General features: G+C 43.4%; 16 protein-coding genes. 7 read left to right on the forward strand and 9 right to left on the reverse strand.

The window, feature by feature from the left end:
- Window positions 1-29: 29 nt before the first annotated feature.
- From JT717_RS18790 to JT717_RS18805, 4 genes are all read left to right on the forward strand, one after another.
- Window positions 30-596, forward strand: coding sequence for an RNA polymerase sigma factor (locus JT717_RS18790; protein WP_205512395.1), 567 nt, complete (start codon window positions 30-32; stop codon window positions 594-596).
- Window positions 597-868: 272 nt separating this feature from the next.
- Window positions 869-2,263 (forward strand): TlpA family protein disulfide reductase, encoded by a 1,395-nt coding sequence (locus JT717_RS18795; protein ID WP_205512397.1) that lies wholly within the window; start codon window positions 869-871, stop codon window positions 2,261-2,263.
- A gap of 266 nt (window positions 2,264-2,529) precedes the next feature.
- The gene (locus tag JT717_RS18800) at window positions 2,530-6,000 is read left to right on the forward strand and encodes a SusC/RagA family TonB-linked outer membrane protein (protein ID WP_205512399.1); all 3,471 of its coding nucleotides are present in this window, start codon (window positions 2,530-2,532) and stop codon (window positions 5,998-6,000) included.
- A gap of 16 nt (window positions 6,001-6,016) precedes the next feature.
- Window positions 6,017-7,405: a RagB/SusD family nutrient uptake outer membrane protein gene (locus JT717_RS18805; protein ID WP_205512401.1), complete on the forward strand. Its 1,389-nt coding sequence runs from the start codon at window positions 6,017-6,019 to the stop codon at window positions 7,403-7,405.
- A gap of 73 nt (window positions 7,406-7,478) precedes the next feature.
- Here the strand turns inward: JT717_RS18805 and JT717_RS18810 are convergent, their stop codons facing one another.
- From JT717_RS18810 to JT717_RS18825, 4 genes are all read right to left on the reverse strand, one after another.
- Entirely contained in the window at window positions 7,479-7,775 is a 297-nt protein-coding gene (locus tag JT717_RS18810) for a hypothetical protein (protein ID WP_205512402.1), read from the reverse strand.
- A gap of 200 nt (window positions 7,776-7,975) precedes the next feature.
- Window positions 7,976-8,458, reverse strand: coding sequence for a MauE/DoxX family redox-associated membrane protein (locus JT717_RS18815; RefSeq protein WP_205512405.1), 483 nt, complete (start codon window positions 8,456-8,458; stop codon window positions 7,976-7,978).
- Between the two features lie 808 nt (window positions 8,459-9,266).
- On the reverse strand, window positions 9,267-9,644 hold the full coding sequence (locus JT717_RS18820) for a helix-turn-helix transcriptional regulator (protein WP_205512407.1): 378 nt from the start codon (window positions 9,642-9,644) through the stop codon (window positions 9,267-9,269).
- Window positions 9,645-9,946: 302 nt separating this feature from the next.
- The gene (locus JT717_RS18825) at window positions 9,947-10,141 is read right to left on the reverse strand and encodes a hypothetical protein (protein ID WP_205512409.1); all 195 of its coding nucleotides are present in this window, start codon (window positions 10,139-10,141) and stop codon (window positions 9,947-9,949) included.
- Window positions 10,142-10,351: 210 nt separating this feature from the next.
- Here JT717_RS18825 and JT717_RS18830 point away from each other — a divergent pair, with 210 nt between their 5' ends.
- The gene (locus JT717_RS18830; RefSeq protein ID WP_205512411.1) at window positions 10,352-11,011 is read left to right on the forward strand and encodes a LexA family transcriptional regulator; all 660 of its coding nucleotides are present in this window, start codon (window positions 10,352-10,354) and stop codon (window positions 11,009-11,011) included.
- Between the two features lie 324 nt (window positions 11,012-11,335).
- Here the strand turns inward: JT717_RS18830 and JT717_RS18835 are convergent, their stop codons facing one another.
- A complete protein-coding gene (locus JT717_RS18835; RefSeq protein ID WP_205512413.1) occupies window positions 11,336-11,542 on the reverse strand; it encodes a hypothetical protein in 207 nt (68 codons plus the stop codon).
- A 155-nt stretch (window positions 11,543-11,697) separates the two neighbouring features.
- Here JT717_RS18835 and JT717_RS18840 point away from each other — a divergent pair, with 155 nt between their 5' ends.
- Both JT717_RS18840 and JT717_RS18845 read left to right on the forward strand, forming a co-directional pair.
- Window positions 11,698-12,312, forward strand: coding sequence for a hypothetical protein (locus JT717_RS18840; protein ID WP_205512415.1), 615 nt, complete (start codon window positions 11,698-11,700; stop codon window positions 12,310-12,312).
- 195 nt (window positions 12,313-12,507) lie between these two features.
- On the forward strand, window positions 12,508-12,870 hold the full coding sequence (locus JT717_RS18845; protein ID WP_205512417.1) for a response regulator: 363 nt from the start codon (window positions 12,508-12,510) through the stop codon (window positions 12,868-12,870).
- Window positions 12,871-12,978: 108 nt separating this feature from the next.
- On the opposite strand, the gene JT717_RS18850 is transcribed toward JT717_RS18845, so the two are convergent.
- The 4 genes from JT717_RS18850 to JT717_RS18865 all read right to left on the reverse strand — a co-directional run bounded on the left by JT717_RS18850 (window position 12,979) and on the right by JT717_RS18865 (window position 19,786).
- Window positions 12,979-14,607, reverse strand: a complete 1,629-nt coding sequence (locus JT717_RS18850) for a RagB/SusD family nutrient uptake outer membrane protein (protein WP_205512419.1) — start codon at window positions 14,605-14,607, stop codon at window positions 12,979-12,981.
- 16 nt (window positions 14,608-14,623) lie between these two features.
- Window positions 14,624-17,803, reverse strand: a complete 3,180-nt coding sequence (locus tag JT717_RS18855) for a SusC/RagA family TonB-linked outer membrane protein (RefSeq protein WP_205512421.1) — start codon at window positions 17,801-17,803, stop codon at window positions 14,624-14,626.
- Window positions 17,804-18,088: 285 nt separating this feature from the next.
- The gene (locus tag JT717_RS18860) at window positions 18,089-18,514 is read right to left on the reverse strand and encodes a DUF1801 domain-containing protein (RefSeq protein ID WP_205512423.1); all 426 of its coding nucleotides are present in this window, start codon (window positions 18,512-18,514) and stop codon (window positions 18,089-18,091) included.
- Window positions 18,515-18,583: 69 nt separating this feature from the next.
- Window positions 18,584-19,786 carry an acetyltransferase domain-containing protein gene (locus tag JT717_RS18865; RefSeq protein WP_205512425.1) on the reverse strand — a complete coding sequence of 401 codons (1,203 nt, stop codon included), beginning with the start codon at window positions 19,784-19,786 and terminating at the stop codon, window positions 18,584-18,586.
- Window positions 19,787-19,894 lie beyond the last annotated feature (108 nt).

A 19,894-nucleotide genomic window follows, 5' to 3' on the forward strand; every position in this document is an offset into this window, starting at 1 on the left:
AACTAATACCAAATATTAACGATTGTAGCATGAACCGGCGTTGTAAATACGAAACTGTAGCATACAAAACGTTAAAAACGCCAATTAATGAAAGGTTATTTAGTGACCTTTATACACATTACTGGTACAAAGTTTTTCGCCATTCGTATGAATATACAGGTTCGAAGCAGGAAGCGGAGGATATGGCGCAGGAAGTGTTTCTGAAGTTGTGGCAGAATTTCGACCGGATCAACGGTCAGCTGACGAATGTAGAAGGATACCTTTTTATAATGACCAGGAATAGCTGTCATAACCATTATAAAAAAGAGATAAGGAAATTGCCCTGGTATAAAAGTTATTGCCAGACGCAGGCAGAAGCGTATACGCATGATGATATAGTTGCCAAAGAAATTAAACGCATTGCGATAAAAGCGGTTCAACAGTTACCGGAAAAACAAAGAAAGGTCTATATATACAGGGATCTGGGATTGGGCAGAAAAGAAATTGCAACCATTTTGAGAGTGTCTGTAAACACCATTGATGCGAACATCACTATAGCCATGAAGAAGGTGCAACAATATGTAAGCCGCGAACTGAACTTATCAACGGCGGCATAAAAAACCTTATCTGTAAAGCCTGGAGGCTGTTTCTATAAAAGATGAAAGACCGTGCTGCCGGAAATAATTGCGTAGAAGTATTTGGATAACGCTTTATGTAATGATGACGGCAGCACCGTTTTTTTGGATAAAAGTCGGATATGACCGGGCAGCATATAGTGCAACTGCAGGTCGTATCGTAAGCTGTATAAGACCACGAAAGGCAAAAGGAAGGTTGTAATTGGCCCGAAGCGTTATGACCATGTACTTTAACTGTTAAAAACCGCTACGATATGAAAGGAACAAGGCAATTACTAGGCCTGTGTTTGGTTATTGGTATGACCATAGTTGGTAATAACCTTGCATTTACCCAGGGCGCTACCATGGCCCGGGCTACTCCCAATTACATTCCTTCCCGAAATACTGCTGCACCTGTTCACAATGAAATCAGGGCCCTAAGCATAGGAGATAAGGTTCCTGATATAGAATTTACGCTGATAAATTATCCCACCACCAAAGCCAGCTTATCAGATTTTGCCGGGAAACTGGTTATCCTTGACTTCTGGGCAACCTGGTGCACAGGCTGTTTACATGCCTTTCCTAAAATGGATTCCTTACAAAAAGAATTTGACGGCAGGATACAGGTGATACTGATCAACAAAAAGAATACAGGTGACGATTATAATAAAGTTGAACGTTTTTATGAAAAGTGGAAAGCAAAGCATAAAGGTTTTGTTTTGCCTTCCGCTGTTATGGACACGGTGGCCGGCATTTTATTTTCTCATACCCTAATACCTCATTATGTCATCATAGGCCCTGATGGAAAAGTAAAAGCCATCACGTCGTCTGACCAGATAAATAAAGAAAGTATAACAAAGCTGCTCAATAATGATGGCAAACAGCTGATCCCTAAAAAAGATCTTGACGCCAATAAGCCTTTGTTCGCATCAAATGATCTTCCCATCAATGAAAATGTAGCATACTCTGTACTATTAAAAGGCTGGTATTCCGGACTGGGTAGTGGAGCTCAGTTCAGGTATGTTGATAATGTAGTCAGGGGAAGGGCTTTTTATAATACGGAAATAGCTTCTATTTATAAATTCATTGCTGCACATATCGATTCGAATATTAGTTTTAAAAGAATGGTGTATAAGGTAAAGGAGCCATCATTGTTAAAATGGGCGGCAAAAACAGCCGCACCGGATGAATGGCTAAGCAATAACCTGTACACGTATGATTTTATAGTTCCGGCACAGAAAGCCTATGACCTCTATCCGTTGATGTTGGCAAACCTGAATGCCCATTCAGATTATAAGGGCTACTTCGAAAAGAAAAAAGTAAAATGCCTTGCCCTGGTTAAAATTGGTGATGCTGAAAGAATCAAGACAAAGGGCGGTGCTTATATCAATAAAACCGTTGATGGCAATGTTAAGGTACTTAACAATATCCCGGTGTCGTTTCTTGTAAAACTGCTGAATGATGATGTGAAAGCTATCAGCCTGCCGGTGATCAATGAAACAAGGATTGAACACCCGGTAGATCTAAAACTGAGGTTTGATTTCACCGATTTGAGCGTTTTCCGCCAGGAATTAAACAGTCAGGGCCTTGATCTGATAGAAGTGAAAAGAGAACTTAACATGTTTATTATAGAAGATAAAAACCTTAGATCCAATAGTACCACTAAATAGCATACTGAAGATTTCAACTAAGATAATGCTATGACCAAAAACTAACCAGAACCAAGTCCAGTAACGGTTGACTCTTGCCACCGATAGGCACAAAAAACACGCCGGAGGCACCCGGCGTGCAGGTTAACCATAATGAGCGTATCAATTTAATTAACCGTAAAAGCAAAATTATGCAAGATTTTGATCTTGGCAATGGTTCTGCTATGGCAGTACTTAACCCAAAGCTATTGTTGATTACCAGGAAATTGAAAAAATGCTTGTGGATTATGAAGACGGCTTTTCTGATCATATTAGTAAGTTGTTTACAAGTGACGGCCAATGGACTTGCCCAGGAGAAGATCACGCTTTCTGTAAATAATGCATCCCTTGAACAGGTGTTGAAAAGCATCAGAACCCAAACCGGTTACATTTTTATTTACGAAACCGAAACAGTGAAGGATAAAAAAGTTACCCTCCATGTTTCAAATGCAAGCCTTAAGGAAACCCTTGATAAGTGCTTTCAGCATCTTGCCATTTCATATGTTATAGCAGGGAAAAACGTGGTCATTAATGCGAAGAATAAAACGACTGCAACAGTCACTGAGGGAGATGGTAATAGCCGGCCTCCTTTTATTGATGTCAGGGGAACCGTAGTTAACGAAAAAAAGGAGCCAGTAGCAGGCGTAACAGTTACAGTGAAAGGCACGCAAAAAAATACCCTTACCGACAGCCAGGGGGAATTCTCCTTATCAACAGTTGAAAATAATGCGGTCCTCGTGTTCACCCATATTAGCATGGAGACCTTTGAGATAAGTGTTAGCGGCAAGACTGAACTTGCGATCAGCCTGAAGACGAAGATCAGGGAACTGAGTGATGTTACTGTTACCGTAAACACCGGCTATCAGCAATTACCAAAGGAAAGGGCAACAGGATCATTCGATGTGATCGATAATAAGACATTCAATCAACAGGTAAGCACCAATATCCTGGGCAGGTTAGAAGCTATTTCGAACGGCTTAACGGTTGACAGGGTCACTAATCCCTCAGGCAGATTGATGGTAAGAGGGTTAAGTACCATCCTAGGCCCTAAAGACCCTTTGATCATTGTAGATAATTTCCCGTACGAAGGCGATATCAATAATATTAACCCGAATGATGTAGAAAATATTACGGTGCTTAAAGATGCTGCAGCTTCATCGATCTGGGGATCCAGGGCAGGGAACGGGGTTATTGTTATAACCACCAAGAAAAGCAAGCTTAATCAACGCTTATCGATCGAGTTCAATTCCAACCTGACTGTTACCGATCAACCAGACCTTTCTTACATCAAGCAGATCTCGTCGGCTGACTTCATTGATGCCGAACTCTTCCTGTTTCAAAACAGGTATCGGTTTTCAGACACCAGTGGCGTGTCGCGGCCGCTGTTCTCCCCGGTATATGAAATTCTTTTTCAAAGAAGGCGGGGGACGATCTCGGCCGCTGATTCCGCTACGCAGATCGACGCTTTGCGGAATATAGATATAAGGAATGATTTTGACAGGTATCTGTACCGTAAGGCGGTAAATCAGCAATATTCAATAAACATGAAGGGCGGGTCTAATAATTATTCCTGGTTCCTGTCTTCAGGTTTCGATCATAATATCGATCAGTTGAATGCCAAATACGATCGTATCAACCTGCGCTTTCAAAACATGTTCTCACCCGTGAAGGGTTTACAGATCCAGGCGGGTATTTATTATACCCAGACGGATAGCAAAAACGGCAGGCCGGGTTACGGCAACATCACTTCCCTGAATACAGGATTTATACCACCCTATACGCAGCTTGCTGATGAGTATGGAACGCCGTTAAGGATCTATAAGGATTACAGAACCCCCTATATTGATACCGCGGGCGCTGGCAAATTGCTAGACTGGACCTATACACCGTTGGATGATTACCGGCATAACATCATTACTTCGAAAGGAAGCGATGCTTTGATCAACCTGAGCGCCAATTATGAAATAATCCCGGGGCTTTCTGCTTTGGTACAATACCAATATGAAAAACAGCAGATCAACAGCAGGAACCTGTATGATGAATACAGTTATACGGCAAGGAATATGGTCAACAGGTATTCACAGATCGATGCCAGCGGTAAAGTTACCTATATCGTTCCTAAGGGTGGAATACTGGATCTGAGTTCATCGGTTTTGCAGTCAAGCAACGTAAGAGCCCAGTTGAATTATACAAAAAACTGGAATAAACATGCGTTTGCCGGCATACTCGGTGCGGAGTTAAGGGAATTGAACACAACAGAAAGCAGGAACAGATTATACGGATATAATGATAACACGTTGACATTCGGCATGGTCGATTACACTCGCACCTATCCCGAGTATATTTCAAAGAACAGTTCTTTTATTCAACAAAATGATGGTTTGCTAGATAAAACAAACCGGTTTGTTTCTGTATTCAGCAATATTGCGTATACCTATTTGTCAAAGTATACTATCTCTGCCAGTGTCAGGCGGGATGGTTCCAACTTGTATGGTGCAAACATCAATGATAAATGGAAACCCTTGTGGTCAGTGGGCGGTAGCTGGGATCTTTCAAGGGAATCCTTTTACAAGAGTAAATTGTTACCATACCTGAAAGCCAGGGTAACCTATGGGTTCAGTGGTAATGCAGATCCGTCAAAAGTCGCATTAACGACCATTCAATATTTATTCAACAGCCAGTTTACGTTAACGCCGGTTTCAACGATCAATAATTTCGATAACCCCGAATTAAAATGGGAAACGGTACGGATGACAAACATGGGCCTCGATTTTGGTACTCTCAATAACCGGGTGTCAGGCAGCCTGGATTACTATATGAAAAAAGGCACGGATCTTTTTGCCTTTACGCCTGTCGATTATACAAGTGTGTCTGTACCCCAGCTTGTTAGAAATGTGGCCGAGATCAGTGGTAAAGGATTTGATCTTAAGATCAACAGCAAAAATATTGACGGCGTATTCAAATGGGCCTCTACATTGAACCTGAGTTACTACAGCGACAAAGTAAACAAGTATTACCAGTCTTCGTACCTGGGGAAAAATTTTATTACAAGCGATTTGCGGGTATCGGCTGTTGAGGGGAACTCGGTTTATTCGATCTATTCCTACAGATGGGCCGGCTTGGATTCATTAACTGGAGACCCCAGGGGATATCTTAACAAGCAGGTGAGCAAAGATTATAATAAACTGGTTAATGATTCTTTACAGAACCTGGTGCACCATGGCCCTGCATTGCCCCGGGTATTCGGTTCTTTGATCAATACATTTTCCTGGAAGCAATTGTCATTGTCGGTCGCACTGATGTATAAATTCAACTATTATTTCAGGAAACCAACCATTAATTATAACCAGTTATATTCGAGCTGGGTTGGCCATGCAGATATCAGCAACAGGTGGCGGTCGCCTGGCGACGAGCAGTTTACCAATGTGCCGAGTATGATCTATCCGGGCAGTACATCCAGGGACGAATTTTATGCAGGATCAGAAGCCAACGTGGTAAAAGGTGATCATATTCGATTGCAATACATTACGCTCAATTATTTTCTGGATAATCTCAGTAAAAAGCAGGGAATATTTAAAGGTTTGCAGGTGTATCTGAACGTAAATAACCTGGGCGTTATCTGGCGGGCCAACAAATTGAATATAGATCCTGAGTATTATTCACAATATGCGATGCCTCCTGCAAAAAGTTTCTCCGTGGGGGTAAGAACCAATCTCTAACTGTAAATGCAGCACAATGAAAAAAAGTACATATACATATAGCAGCTACGCCACTTTGCTTGTAGTTATTTTGTTTCACTTCAGCAGCTGCCAGAAATACCTGGATAAGAAGCCCGATAAGAAACTGTCGGTTATCAGTTCCGTTGCAGACCTGCAGTCCCTGATGGATAATCAGTCGATCCATTATTTAAGCGAACAGTCTTCTGATGAAATAAGCGCCGATAATTATTACCTCACCGATGAAAGATGGTCGAGCATGAGCAATGAGCGGAACAGAAGGATGTATAACTGGCAGCCCGATTTCCTGTTTGCTTCAGGCAATGGAAATGAATGGGGAAGGGCATATAATTCCATCTATTATGCCAACACAGTCATTGAGAATATAAAAAATGTAACCGATCAGGCAGATCCCGAACAGATCAATGATGTTAAGGGACAGGCGCTTTTTGTGCGCGCCAAACAGCATTTTCATGTGGCTGTTTTGTGGGCCAATGCATATGATCCCAACACAGCAGCTACTGAGCTGGGAATTCCGCTGAGATTGGGTACCGACTTCAATGAGCCATCTACGAGAAGCAGCCTCGAATCGAATTTCGACCAGATCATCACCGACCTCAAAGAAGCTGCTGATCTGTTGCCTAAAGTGTCTATGCATGTAATGCGGCCATCAAAGCCGGCTGCATATGGAATGCTGGCGAGGGTATACCTTTATATGCAACAGTACGAAAATGCGAGACGCTATGCCGATTCATGCCTGCAAATAAAAAGTCAATTATTGGATTACAATACGGTAAATGCAGCTTCTGTTACTCCGTTTGCACCTTTAGGATTTAACGTTGAAATAATTTGGGAAAATGCTGCTTACCGCGATGTGCCGGTATCCGGATTAACCCGCGGCACCATTGATACAATATTATATCAATCATATGATCAGAACGATCTCAGAAAAAGCATATTCTTCAGAGCCGGTTCCATTGGCCAGGTGTTTAAAGGTAATTATGATGAGGTATTGGGCAGCAGCTTATTTAGTGGTATTGCAACAGATGAAGTGTATTTAATGCGGGCGGAAGCTTATGCGAGGACCAATAATAAAGACTCGGCTTTAAAAGATCTGAATACCCTGATGGCAAAAAGATGGAAAAACACGGCCATTTTCAATCCTGTTACTGCTGCCGATGCGAATGAAGCTTTAAATAAGATCTTAATCGAGAGAAGAAAAGAGCTGCTATTTAGAAACCTCAGATGGATGGATATAAAAAGACTGAATGCGACAGGCGCAAATATTACCTTGAAAAGGGTCATTAACGGACAAACTTATTTATTACCGCCTAATGATTTCAGATATGCGCTGCCAATACCTGAGGATATTATAAATGTAACCCAAATGCCACAAAACCCAAGATAGTTATTCATCCCTGCCTTTAAACAGAAAGGTCATTTCAACAGAAATGACCTTTCGTGCTTTTATGGTTCAGCGATTATTCTACTGATCTTTTTTGAGCAGACAGATCCATGATCTCGGCAGCTGATTTTCCTGCAAGGAAATTTTGCAATTGTGCAGGAGTATTAACTTCATCAGGAACAGAAATAACACAAGGAGCATTGCCTAAAGAAGAGCAACCTGAAGGTGTTCCGTTTAAAGTGTATTTGGTATAATCAGTGATGTGAGATTCAGTGGTTCCATCAAATCTCCATTGTTGGTTTAATTTAGTAGTAAAAGCAACAGAAGAGATTGCAATACCAACTGCTAATACGCTGAAAAAATACTTTTTCATAAAATAAAATTTTTGATGGTTTAAATGCCTACTCTTTTTGATAAGGTTTTTCGGCTTTCACCTTCTGCTACCCATAAGGGTAAATGTACTGTACATGTTGTTTTATAAACGGCACAACATGAGCCGTTACCGAACTTATTTGCAACTAAGTCAGTAGTTTGTACGTACAATATTTTAACAGGTTTAGTTTAATCTTTTTGTTATACCGATGCTGATATTTTCCGGTGCATCCTGATACCTGCAAGTGACAGCAGGATAAAAAATACATTAAAAATGAGATGCTGCGACCAGGTTAATTCGGATATTACGCCACCGCAACTACAGGGAAGATTGGGAACGAACACCATCATATATATAATGTAAGCGGTAAATGCTGACATTAATAAAGCAGAAACTATTAACCCGGATCTTTTTGTTTGTGGCAAAAATAAGAGAACAGCAGTTATATATTCAATGGTTACGATTGTCCAGCTTATTTCAGCAGCAAGGTTTGCAAAGGCCGGATTTGTTTTCAGTACATTGATGGTTGGCCTGAAATCAATTGTTTTATTTAAAGCCGTATACAAAAACAATAATATAAACAAGGCCGCTATCACTTCTACTATCGCTTTCCTATTGTTCGCTACCATCCTGGCAATAACATTCATTCCCGGCCTATTGCCGCTTACTATTGCATTCTTCATATCAATAAGGTTTATGTGCCGGAATATTATATGTTCCAGGCAAACTATTACTATGCTCAATAGTTCAATTCGGATTTTACGTTTGGAGTTTTACCCGTTCAGGTTGGCATTACTGCCTGTGATCTTTGGTGTGCGTAGGGTAGGAGCGCAAAATAAATGCTGTTTTGTCTGCTTACTGCAGGGTGCCTTAATTAGACAAAAAAGGCAGCACAGCAAGCCACTGTTAAAAACCTTCTATAATAGATCAAGAAAGGCCGTCGTTGGTTTGTATATTCTCCTGATGATGATTTTCCTGGTTCTTATTCTTTGCGTTTGTTTTTTCGCTCTGAGCAATTAACTGTATGCAATTTACACCGCATTATTTCCGCTGTTTGCATTTTTTTTATACAAAATCACACCTTCATTTATTCTGTTTGCACAGATCGTGCAAATAAGCACGCAGGGTTGATCTCTTTGCCGGGGTGGATGGTTAGATAAGCGGGAAGATGCATAAACTGCTTTTTGAAGATTCATAATGATAAGGTTAATGGTTAATGATATGCCTACGCTCTCTACAGGTTTTCGGCCCTCCGTGTTATACAAATTTAATTTACACAATTCATGATCTTGCTTTTTCGCATCGCTTTACTTAAACACGTGAGTATCCGCGTTTGCGTCAATCGGCAATTCGCAAATGGCAATCGGCAATTGACAATCGGCAATCGGCAATTCGCAATTTGCAATTGGCAATCGGCAATTGGCAATCGACAATTGACAATCGGCAATTCGCAATTTGCAATTGGCAATTTGCAATTGACGGTTCGCACTTTTAACAGGCTTCTTTGTAAATCACTGGTACATGCTGGTTACGCCACTGCCCGGGCGTAATGCCATACACATCTTTAAACGCCCTTACAAAAGAGCTTTGTGAACTGTACCCGCATTTTGCCGTTATCTCCTGCATGGTTAATTCATCCTGCTGCAGTAACAATGCTGCGGCTTCCAGCCGCTTCCTGATCTCGTATTCTTTAATGCTGGTTCCGTACAACTGGCGGAATCCCCGGTGAAGCAAATTGATGCCAATTTGAGAATGTGTTTTGTGGATCAGTGCTGAGATCGTCTTAATTTCCAGTGGATGTTGATCGATGTAGTCTTTAATGGAGTGAATGGCCTCAAGGAATGTTCTCCTCAAACGTTTCTGGTTCATAAGATAGTTTTAAGATAAAGGTTTATTTTATTGCATATTGTACATGAATGCATTTGATCCGATCACTATACCTGTAAATACCAACGAAAACTATATTAATAAGGTCGGACAGAAAACTGCGGGAGGAATCGCTACAAATCAAATGTAGTTTTTTTTATCCTAACGGTAAAGGTCAATTTTAAAATAAAATGGTAAATCAAAAACGGGTAACGCTGGTATACTTCACCGGTATACTTAATTTTTTCATTTTCAATCGACTGCTCTAAACCGCCCGTTGCAGGCCGGTACTAAAAAGCGATGGTTCAATACTGCAGCGCCACTTTTACTTTCTTTTTTCTTGCGCCGGATGGCCTTGCGGCCTGTTCATTTGCGCTGCAAACGGCTTCATCGGCGGTAGTGGACGAACAGATGCCTTTTACCAGTTTATTTACCTGCGCCGTGGTAAATACCCCTTTCTTTTTTCTAAAGCGTACAATGAAGATCTCAATCTCTTTCATAATGGCATGTTTAAGTTAATTGCTGTTAATTATGATCAATAAATGCTCCTTTCCAATAGTAAATATGGAAATATGTATAAATTCGTAATTGAAGTGAAAATAATGGAAATCAGGTAAATAATGCACTTCGCCCAGGCTTTTTATGTAAAACCTGGGTGTTTATTGACTGTAGTCAATTAAAAAGTGGAAACCTTTGAAATCAGTACTCAAATGGACTATCAAATCGGACAAAGACTAAAAGCGTTCAGAATAAGATCAAACATTAAGATGCCCGCCATAGCTGCCGCTACCGGTATTGCAAAGGAGACCTTGTACAAGTGGGAAAAGGGTACCCGGCCCAGCAACCTGAATGATTATTTTACCCTGAAGCAGTACCTCGACCGAATGGAAAATCAGCTGGAAGCCGAACGCTTAGACATGGAAGACCAGCATCCTGCTACTTTACGCCTTCCATTCAGCCGGCATAAACTGGCTGTTCCCCAAACTGACGGTAAAGCGGCAGCTGGTACAGTTACCGTGCATAATAATGAGCCTGAGTTAATTGTAGACCGAATAACGGCGCCTTTCCTGGGAGCGGTGGAAGGAGTGATTGAAGTAACCGGCGAAAGCATGGAACCTACTTTCAGCAATGGTTCGCGAATCGTGATCGCGCGCCTGCAGGATCAGCGCCGGCTTTATTGGGGCCTGTACTATTATGTTATTGATACAAACTGGCAGGGAATTGTGCGCCGTGTATACCCGGGAGACACAGAAAACAGTATTCAACTGGTGGCCGATAATCCTAACCAGGCCCGTTTTCCGCCCATTCAGCTTCAATGGGAACAGGTGGAAGCGGTTTTTAAAGTCATGGCAAGAATATTAAGATTCTAATAAAACCAATTTTACCACAGCTATTCCATTCCTTTTTAACTCCTTAGCAAATATGCTGTAATTTTTTTCGCATCCCTTTAGTACATCAAGTATGCTAACTTGTTTTAATTAGTGAAAATAATTCCCACAGGTTTATTTTTTACCATTTTGCTCTATGGTAAAGTGTAAACGCGTGCTTACTTATTACAATAATAGGTAATAAGAGTAAAAACAGGTTCAATGAAAATTGAACCTGTTTTGTTTAACTTGATCAGGTGCAGGAACGATTGTCATAATAGCGTACGAATTGATGAACTCTTGCTATTGATTGATTATTAAATCGTTCTAATTTTTTTCTGTTTCAAGTATCTCTTCATCCGGTAATCCGGTTACCTCCCGGATTATTTGTAATGCAGCGGCTTTGGTGAGATTGTCACTGTTTTTCTGAATATACCTGGCTATCGTAAACTCCGTACAGCCAAGTACATCCATTAATCGGCGGCGAGTAACCGGATTATTGATTGCCTTTAATGCTTTTTGGCTGAGTTTCATTATTTATTAATTTGATACAGTAAATTTGCTTTACAAAGGTAGTGGAAAAATTTCCAATACCGGTATCCAAAAGTGTAATCGTCTTACTTAATTGATTAATGTCAATGGAAATTGGTAACAGGTTAAAAGCGTTCCGTGAAAAGACGAAAGTCAAAATGCCAGCGATTGCTGCTGCTACCGGCATCTCTAAGGAAAATTTGTACAAATGGGAAAAGGGTACAAAGCCAAGTGATGTCGGGCTTTACAATAAATTGAATGACTACCTCGATAAAATGGAAAGCAGTTTTAACCATGTTATGGAGGATGGCAGGCTAAACGGCTCCAAAAAAAGCAGTCCTGGTCCCAGATCACTCCTCACCGGTATCTTCATTGCTGAAGACGAAGAAGCATTGGTGCTTACTGATGAACTGGGTGTTCCCGGAAACATTATTACCTTAAACGACAAACCGGTGCTTATTGCCCGGCGGAACGATTCATCCATTATCGGCTCTGTTGATGGGTTGATACAGGTGAACGGCGATAGTATTGATCCCCGCTATACCAGCGGCGCCTGGATCGCCGTTAAAAAGCTCAGGTTCACAAAGATCATCAATGGCGGCTTTTACTATTATGTTATCGACAAGAACCTGCAGGGGATCTTAGGCAAGGTTCGTCCATCCGCAGAAAATAATAGCATTACCCTTTTTGCGGACAATGAACATACAGAGATCACCCGCAATATGGATGACATCCTGGCCATTTTCAGCATTGAAGCCGTGATCAGCAAATAAGTTGCCCCATCTCTTTTTCCTGCCTTTATCGTACAACCCTTGCAGGCATAGAACAGCCTTCATGCTTTTACTTTTCGAGGCTACATACAAACCAGTAATCTTCCAATATTTGACGCCATTTCAATAGGTCAGTCGGCCTTTCCATGCGTTATAGTATACCGGGCGTTCTTGCCTGGATGATCCAAACTATTATCTATGAATAAGACCGTACTGATCGTGGATGATTCTGATTTCGTGGTGCAGATGATCGCATTTACGCTGGAACAGGAAGGTTATACCACCCTGGCTTGTTTTGATGGCCGGGATGCTTTGAAGCATTTTGATGGCCGCCACATCGACCTTATGATCACCGATCTGAATATGCCTGTATTAGATGGGCTGGAATTGATCAGGTCGGTGCGATTGAATGCGGCCTATCAGCATATGCCCATCGTCTTATTTGATTCGAACAATACCCACAATGATGATTACCTGAAACAGTCAGGCGCTACTGCGCTGCTGTCGAAAGACATGATGGGCGAGCAGCTTATTTCCACCGTGAAACAAATGATCGGTTAATGCAACCGTTACAGCAGGGCAGCAAAAAGCTCTCCCACCAGGAGCTCCTTTTTGCAAGGAGGGCAGGAGAGCCGGCCTTCGCAAACAACCATTAAGTATTTTAACAGATCAATTCTTCAGCGGGATAGATACATTGCCCGGCGTATTAAAGTCAAGTTCGTTTTGTGGCACATCCCAGTAATCCATATAGTTATATTCCATAAAGCAGGGCGTAGGTACAGAACCAGGTTGTTCCGGCGATAGTAAATTTCCCGGAACTATGACAATAGCATTGGCCCTGCCGCCTCCTTCCGAAGCCGGTTTGGTAACACCCCAACGCCTGGCATCGTAAAATGCGGTACCCCACAGGAAAAGCGCTACTCTTCTTTCCCGCCTGAATTCTTCCAGCGCCTCGGTGGCATTCAACCCGGTACCTGCTACATGCGCCAATCCTGAGTTCTGAAAATCACGAACCTCGTCTACCAGCTGCAAACCGGCTTCAATATTACCGGTACGGATCAGCGCCTCCGCCTTACTCAATTCATTCTCTTCATAACTGCATGCCCAGGGGATCAACCCTCTGTTGTCGCCGGTCGCATACAATCCGCCATCTTCAATGTATACCGGGTTCCAGCGGGTACCAAATTGCAGACCCCGGCCTCTTTCATTTACCTTAGGAACAGAAAAGGGCACAAATCCTTTGGCGAACCTGTTATCGTTCGGTTTGAATTCCTGGATGAACCGTTCGCTTACGAATGTAAACTGATCGGCTTCACCTATAAATGAGTAGGGGTGAAAGAAGCCCAGGGAAACGTCGTTGTTGCCGCTGGGGTCCATACCAAAGCGGAAGATATTATCGGTTGCGCGGATGCCCTGGTTGGTAAGCGTTATAACCTGCTGCCAGTCGGCCGTGGTCATTTCCGTGATCTTTTTATTCGCCATCAAATTGCGGGCCTGTAAAGAATATACCTGCCGCTTCCACATATCGGGCGTCACAATACTTTTATTATCATTGAAAGAAGCCACGATCGCCTGCATGATGGCGTTGTAATCCGGGGTTTCGGTCACTGCATTCAATGTGGTCAAACACTCATTCAAAATTTTATCGGCTTCGGCCATTATAACACTGTTGTCAACGAAATCGCCATTGGTTTCACCGGCTGTATTGGTGATGATACCGGCCAGGTACATGGAGCCGATACGTGAGTAGGCGTATCCTTTCCACCATAAGGCCCAGGCCTTAAAGATGTTCTTTTTATTGGTAGCGTCACCAGCCAGGTTGAGCGCCGGGTTCTCCAGGGCCGTTAGTAATTGATTGGCCTGGGCTATAATGTAATAATTAACGGCCCATTCGTATTGAAAAGCGTTCAGTTCGCCGGCGCCGCGCGAGTCGAATCCCTGCAACTGCGTCTTCTGATCAACCCCATTAGGATTGGTAATTACCCGGCCATTGGGCAGCGTGATCCTGAACACCTGGTCAACCCAGCGGAAACCATAATTGCCGTAGGGGCAATATGCTTCATCGCCCATGATGCTGTGGTTGGTGAGCGCGATATGAAAAATATTGGTATTCCCTTCGTCGGGAACGTTCGCCATCATTTTTTGCAGAATGCCCAAAGAGAAATTTTTTAATCCGGCTTCTGTGATCAATGATTGTTCAGGCGTAGGGTTATTCGGATCGTTCAATTCGAGGGTGCTTTTTTTGCAGCCTCCTGTTATCATTGCGGCGATGAAAATATATATGAGGTATCGTTTCATAAAAATCAGCTTTGCGTTAGAATTGAAGGTTAATGCCAAACTGGAAGGAACGCAGGTTGGGAATTGAAAAGTAATCTGCTCCTATATTCGATCCTGCGCCTACTGAACGGTTCCCCTGGCTGTCCTGGGCCGATGTGGCTTCAGGATCAAGCCCTTCATAATCTGTAATGGTTAACAGGTTACGGCCCGAAGCGATAAGGGCTATGCCTTTTATCCAGGGCACATTCAATGCACTGCCTAACTGATACGTTAAGGTAAGATCTCTTAAGCGCCAGAATGATCCATCTTCAACAAACCAGCCGGTACGCTGCACGCTATTGTACAGGCTATTATAAAAGTTCACGAAGGCGCCGGTTTCTCCATTCACCGTGATCTCTTTGTCAAAGTCTTTTTGCAGCCTGTCGCGGTACATCCATTGTTTGGTAAGATTATAGATTTCGTTGCCATGGTACCAATCCCATTGCATGGAAATATTCAGCTTTTGCCATAATGTAATGTTGTTGATGAACGACATGGTGAACTCAGGATAGGCATTGCCGGAAATGGCCTGGTCGGTAGCGTCGGTAAGCACGGCGCGTTTGGTCGTCTTGTTCACTACAATGCCATTGACGATCTCATATTCATTGGCCTGGTTCTCGGGTATATACCTGGTTTTATCTGCAGTGCGGGTTTGGTCGATGCTGGTAAGCGGATTCTGGGTGTAAAAATTACCCAGCGATTCGCCTTCTTTTACAATGAATAACCCATTCACAAAATCACGGCCATTGGCAACTTTATCTACTTTGGTTTTGAAAGTTCCAAAGCGGGCGCCGAACTGCCAGTCAACCGCTTTGTTGGTGAACATACTTGCATCAAGGCTGATGTCTGCACCTTTTACGGTGAGCTCAATCAGGTTATCCCTGATCTGTTGCGCACCACTGGAAGGCGGCAGGTCAACATATTGAATATTGTTCCTGTTGTTCTTGTTCCAGTAGGTGAATGACAAACTGATTCGGTTAAACCAGTCTTTCTTACCGGGTGTAAGCACCAGGTCGGTCCCTATTTCCAGTTCCCGTACTTCCTGTACTTTCAGGTTCCTGTTACCCAGAATATTGGGCAGGAATAAGCCGACCCCTTCGCCTAATTGTATAGAACCGAGTGTTGTTTGGCGGGAATAGTATTCATCATCGAACTCATTGGGCGGAATACCGGCTGCACCATAGGCGGCGCGGATTTTCCAGTCGCTAAGCGCAGGCACATTGATTATTTCAGATGGTCTGAAGTAGGCGGTTCCGCGGCCAAAAGTGAATGGTTCTTTCTGATCGCCAAATTGTGAGTTGTAGTCGGAACGGAAACCACCGGTGACACCGAATAAGCTGCCAAAGTCAATGGTCTGGTTTACCAGGTAGCCAAAAGTGATGTATTCAAATCTGCCGTCTCCACTGGTCTTTAAGGCGGCTGAGGAAATATTCAATGGCGGATATTGCGGCAGGGTGAGCCCCTGTGCATAGAAAGAATTGTATTCGAGCTTGCGCCAGTCGTACGACAATTGCGTCGTGGTGGTGATCGGCACATCTATCCTGAAATCCTTTCTGAAATCAGTTCTGAAATAAATGGTTGACAGCGCATTCTGGTAGGTAGACTTTGCATAGTCATTACGAACAGAACCCTGCGCGGTATTGCCCCAAAAGCCCAATGCCACCTGCGGCGCTAATTCCTGGTTCTTGTACAGGTCATTGAATTCTGAATTCCATAATTCAATCCCATATTTAAAGTCCAGTTCAACGAAACGTGGGAATTTGTAGTTCAGGTTGCTGTTATTGATGATGCGGGTATCCTTACCGGAGCGCTCATGCCAGTCGGCTTCAGATAACACATTCACCTGGTTCTCATCACGGGGCCGCACAACGGTTAGATCAGTACCAGGATATTTCGCGGTGAAGTCGATCCAGGGATAAGAGTTGATCAGTTCGAAGCGGTTGTTGTTCGTGCCTTCGAATAGCTGATCTATATTGTATTTAATGCGGGAGGTAACATTATAGGTTCCCGATACCAGGTTTTCGTCCTGTAATACTACCTGGGTGGCGTTCCGTGCAGTAAAACCTTTGAATAATTCAAAGCCCAGGTTGGCCGACAGGTTGGTTCGCCTGAAACGATTGGCCAGTACATTTTCCTGGTTCAGGTGCGAAAGCGTAAAAGCGTAGTCTGCTTTATTGCCGCCACCGGATATGCCTAAAGAATTGGTTGTTGAAACGGCCGTCTGATAAGCCTGTTCAAGGTGGTTATACAGGCGCAGGTTGGCCGGATACGTCTTGTCGTTCTTTAAATTAAAGTTGGTATTAAAGTCATCTTCCGCCGGCTCAGGCCACATGCCGTTGCTATCGGGCCGTAAGATATCGCCATTGCGATCGAGGATATTGCCATTGGCGTCCTGGGTGAAGTGATGGAATTTTGCGCTGAGGTTCTTGTCTTTGCCCAGAATAACTTTGTCGATACTTACTTTCGACATGAGCGTTATGCTCAGTGGTTTATTACGGGCGCCTTTCCTGGTAAAGATCTGAATAACGCCATTGGCGCCTTGTGCGCCATAGAGCATACCGGCTGCAGGCCCTTTGGCAATTTCTACTTTGTCAACATTCGATACGTCGAGGCCGTTGATATCGGTTACCTGCACCCCATCTACCAATATAATGGGGTTGGATGAGCCCAGGGAGTTAATGCCCCGTAGAATGATATTGGCTCTTTGGCCGGGCTCACCGGAATTCATTTGAATTTGTGCCCCGGCTACTTTGCCGATCAATGCCTGGTCAATAGACACTATGGCCGATTGTGCAAGGTCTTTTTTGCCTACGCTCGCTACATCGATCGAGAGTTTTTTCTTTTCCGTAGCAACCCCTGTACCGGTTACCACAATTTCATTGAGCGCTTTAATATCGGGCTTTAATTGCACATCAAAAGTCGATCGGTTTCGAACGCTCATCTCTGTTGTTTCAAAACCAACACCCGAGAACACCAGCGTGGCCGATTCGGGTACAGTAAGTCTGAACGTTCCATCGGTATTGGTGGTTGTGCCCGATAAACTACCCTTGATGGTTACCGATATACCCTGTACCGGAGCACCGCCGGTTTCGGTAATTTTTCCCGTTACTGTTTTTGTTTGCGAGGAGGCTGTAAGCAGAATGCAGGTTGTAAAAAGGAGAGCAATGAGTTTTTTCATAGTCTCATGTTTTGGTTTAATAAAAAAGAAGTCCCTGGTAATGAAAAGCAGCGGGGTTTGCTTCGTCATTACCTTAACAATGCTATTTTCCGGGTATGATTGTAGCGGGCCGGATCAGGACTTGAAGTTGTTTGGATATGTTCGAATCCTACACCAGGATACATGAAAGACTAAATGATCTTGCTTGTGTGTGCGAAGGTCTCGTTAACAAGACAAACAGTTGTTCGCAACTGCTGCATTTGTGTCAGTTGTAATGACGGTGGTCACGAAAGAAAGCAGCCTTAGTCAGGAAGGATATTTTTTCTGCAGGTGGTTTACTGAACTGCTGATCAGCTTTACAAGTATTTCAATATTAACGTCCTGCAGCTTTTTTATATACACGCAGCCAACACCGGAACGGTGTTTCCCCAATTGCTGCAATAATTTTTCCCGGTCGCTAAAATCCTGGGCAAAATAGAGCGAGATTTCTTTGGCCCGGGGCGAAAAGCCAACCAGGGGGGCGTCGCCTTCCCGCCCGCTGGCATATTTGTAATGATAACTGCCAAACCCTACGATGCTGGGGCCCCACATTTTAGGTTTAAAGCCGGAATGGTCTTTCATTAATTGTAGTAGCTGATAGCTGTCGGCCCGTTTGGTTTCATCGGCCACTGCATTTAAAAAATCATGAACGCTGTTTTGCGTTTCTGTCGTTTTGTTGGTTGATTTGGCCATTAGGATCTCCGTTTCACTGAAATTAGCAAAAACCTTCTGCTTTTTCCGCCAGCCACCCGCCTCTTACCCTTAAATATAGCTCAGCCACCATTTTGTGCGGTGAAGGCGTTTATAATTATCGAACCATTTACACAGCGGAAATACGCCAATGACAATGATGATCCATAATACATACACAAAAGCCAGGCTGTAACCATAGCCCTGCAGCTGGCTGTTCATGCTTACCCAGCCGGTCAGGATCATATCGCTCCAGGAATAGCCTGACAGAACGGCTGCCAGTACGGCCAGTGCATGGATCAGGTAAATGTGCAGCAGGTAAAAGAACATGGGCACCCGGCCAAACACCACTAGTTTTTCCGTCAACCGGTTCAATGGCTTTTCTGTAAAGGCCAGGAAGAGCAGGGCGGGGCCCAGCGTCATTAATATGTATAGTAAAGAAGGTGGATACTTGGTAACATTAAGGAATGACAGGCATGTAAACAGCGTCGATCTTTGGGCAGACCAATGATGCGGATCGCCATAGGCATTAATCAATCTGATCAGGATGAAGAGGACAATAGCGCCCAGGCCCAGCCAGCGCAATGATTTCCGCCGCTTAGCCGTATCAAAGGTTGGCAAATACAGTTGTCCGAATACATAACCGGTAAGCATAATGCCTATCCAGGGAATAACAGGATAACCGAGCATAACCGAAAACGGCTTTCCAAAGAAAATATGCTGGTGATGCAGGAAGGAAAGCAGAAAGGAGGATGGGTTGGCAGTATCTGCTGCATCCAGTAAATTATGCGCACCTATTAGTGTAAGACCTATAATCAATATCAGGGTACGTGGCAGATAGATCATGGCCGAAAGCACCATCATACTTATGCCTAAGGCCCATATGACCTGCAGGATCAGTACAGGATATTGGGGGTTGAAAGTCCAGCCGAACGTTACGATCAATACCTCAGCGATCACCAGCCACAGGCCCCTCGTAAAAAGGAAGAATGACAATTCTTTTTTGGTCTTTTTCACCCCGTTTAAAAAGGCAGAAGCGCCGGCCAGGAAAGTAAATACCGGGGCGCAAAAATGGGTCATCCAGCGGGTGAAGAACAGGGGCAGATCGGTGCGGGAAAGATCGGTGGGATCAAATTGGAAAGCGCCGGCATGAAAATAATCGCGCACATGGTCAAGCGCCATAATGATCATAACGGTGCCTCTCAACAGGTCGATGGAATGAATGCGCTTGCTTTTCACCTCAGAAAGCGGTAAAGCCGTTGGTTGAATGTGCATATCAGTTATATGTTGTAGGTTAAACAGGGCAGAATTGAGCAAATCCTTCGGTACATCGTTCTGTAAAGATATGTATGGTTAGAATAATATTCAGTAAAAATTATTCAC

It is taken from the genome of Longitalea arenae (assembly GCF_016924755.1).
GTDB lineage: Bacteria > Bacteroidota > Bacteroidia > Chitinophagales > Chitinophagaceae > Niastella > Niastella arenae.

Coding starts and splice junctions, on each gene's coding strand:
- JT717_RS18790 (WP_205512395.1), top strand. CDS start 30: ATGAACCGGCGTTGTAAATACGAAACTGTAGCATACAAAACGTTAAAA.
- JT717_RS18795 (WP_205512397.1), top strand. CDS start 869: ATGAAAGGAACAAGGCAATTACTAGGCCTGTGTTTGGTTATTGGTATG.
- JT717_RS18800 (WP_205512399.1), top strand. CDS start 2,530: ATGAAGACGGCTTTTCTGATCATATTAGTAAGTTGTTTACAAGTGACG.
- JT717_RS18805 (WP_205512401.1), top strand. CDS start 6,017: ATGAAAAAAAGTACATATACATATAGCAGCTACGCCACTTTGCTTGTA.
- JT717_RS18810 (WP_205512402.1), bottom strand. CDS start 7,775: ATGAAAAAGTATTTTTTCAGCGTATTAGCAGTTGGTATTGCAATCTCT.
- JT717_RS18815 (WP_205512405.1), bottom strand. CDS start 8,458: ATGAAGAATGCAATAGTAAGCGGCAATAGGCCGGGAATGAATGTTATT.
- JT717_RS18820 (WP_205512407.1), bottom strand. CDS start 9,644: ATGAACCAGAAACGTTTGAGGAGAACATTCCTTGAGGCCATTCACTCC.
- JT717_RS18825 (WP_205512409.1), bottom strand. CDS start 10,141: ATGAAAGAGATTGAGATCTTCATTGTACGCTTTAGAAAAAAGAAAGGG.
- JT717_RS18830 (WP_205512411.1), top strand. CDS start 10,352: ATGGACTATCAAATCGGACAAAGACTAAAAGCGTTCAGAATAAGATCA.
- JT717_RS18835 (WP_205512413.1), bottom strand. CDS start 11,542: ATGAAACTCAGCCAAAAAGCATTAAAGGCAATCAATAATCCGGTTACT.
- JT717_RS18840 (WP_205512415.1), top strand. CDS start 11,698: ATGCCAGCGATTGCTGCTGCTACCGGCATCTCTAAGGAAAATTTGTAC.
- JT717_RS18845 (WP_205512417.1), top strand. CDS start 12,508: ATGAATAAGACCGTACTGATCGTGGATGATTCTGATTTCGTGGTGCAG.
- JT717_RS18850 (WP_205512419.1), bottom strand. CDS start 14,607: ATGAAACGATACCTCATATATATTTTCATCGCCGCAATGATAACAGGA.
- JT717_RS18855 (WP_205512421.1), bottom strand. CDS start 17,803: ATGAAAAAACTCATTGCTCTCCTTTTTACAACCTGCATTCTGCTTACA.
- JT717_RS18860 (WP_205512423.1), bottom strand. CDS start 18,514: ATGGCCAAATCAACCAACAAAACGACAGAAACGCAAAACAGCGTTCAT.
- JT717_RS18865 (WP_205512425.1), bottom strand. CDS start 19,786: ATGCACATTCAACCAACGGCTTTACCGCTTTCTGAGGTGAAAAGCAAG.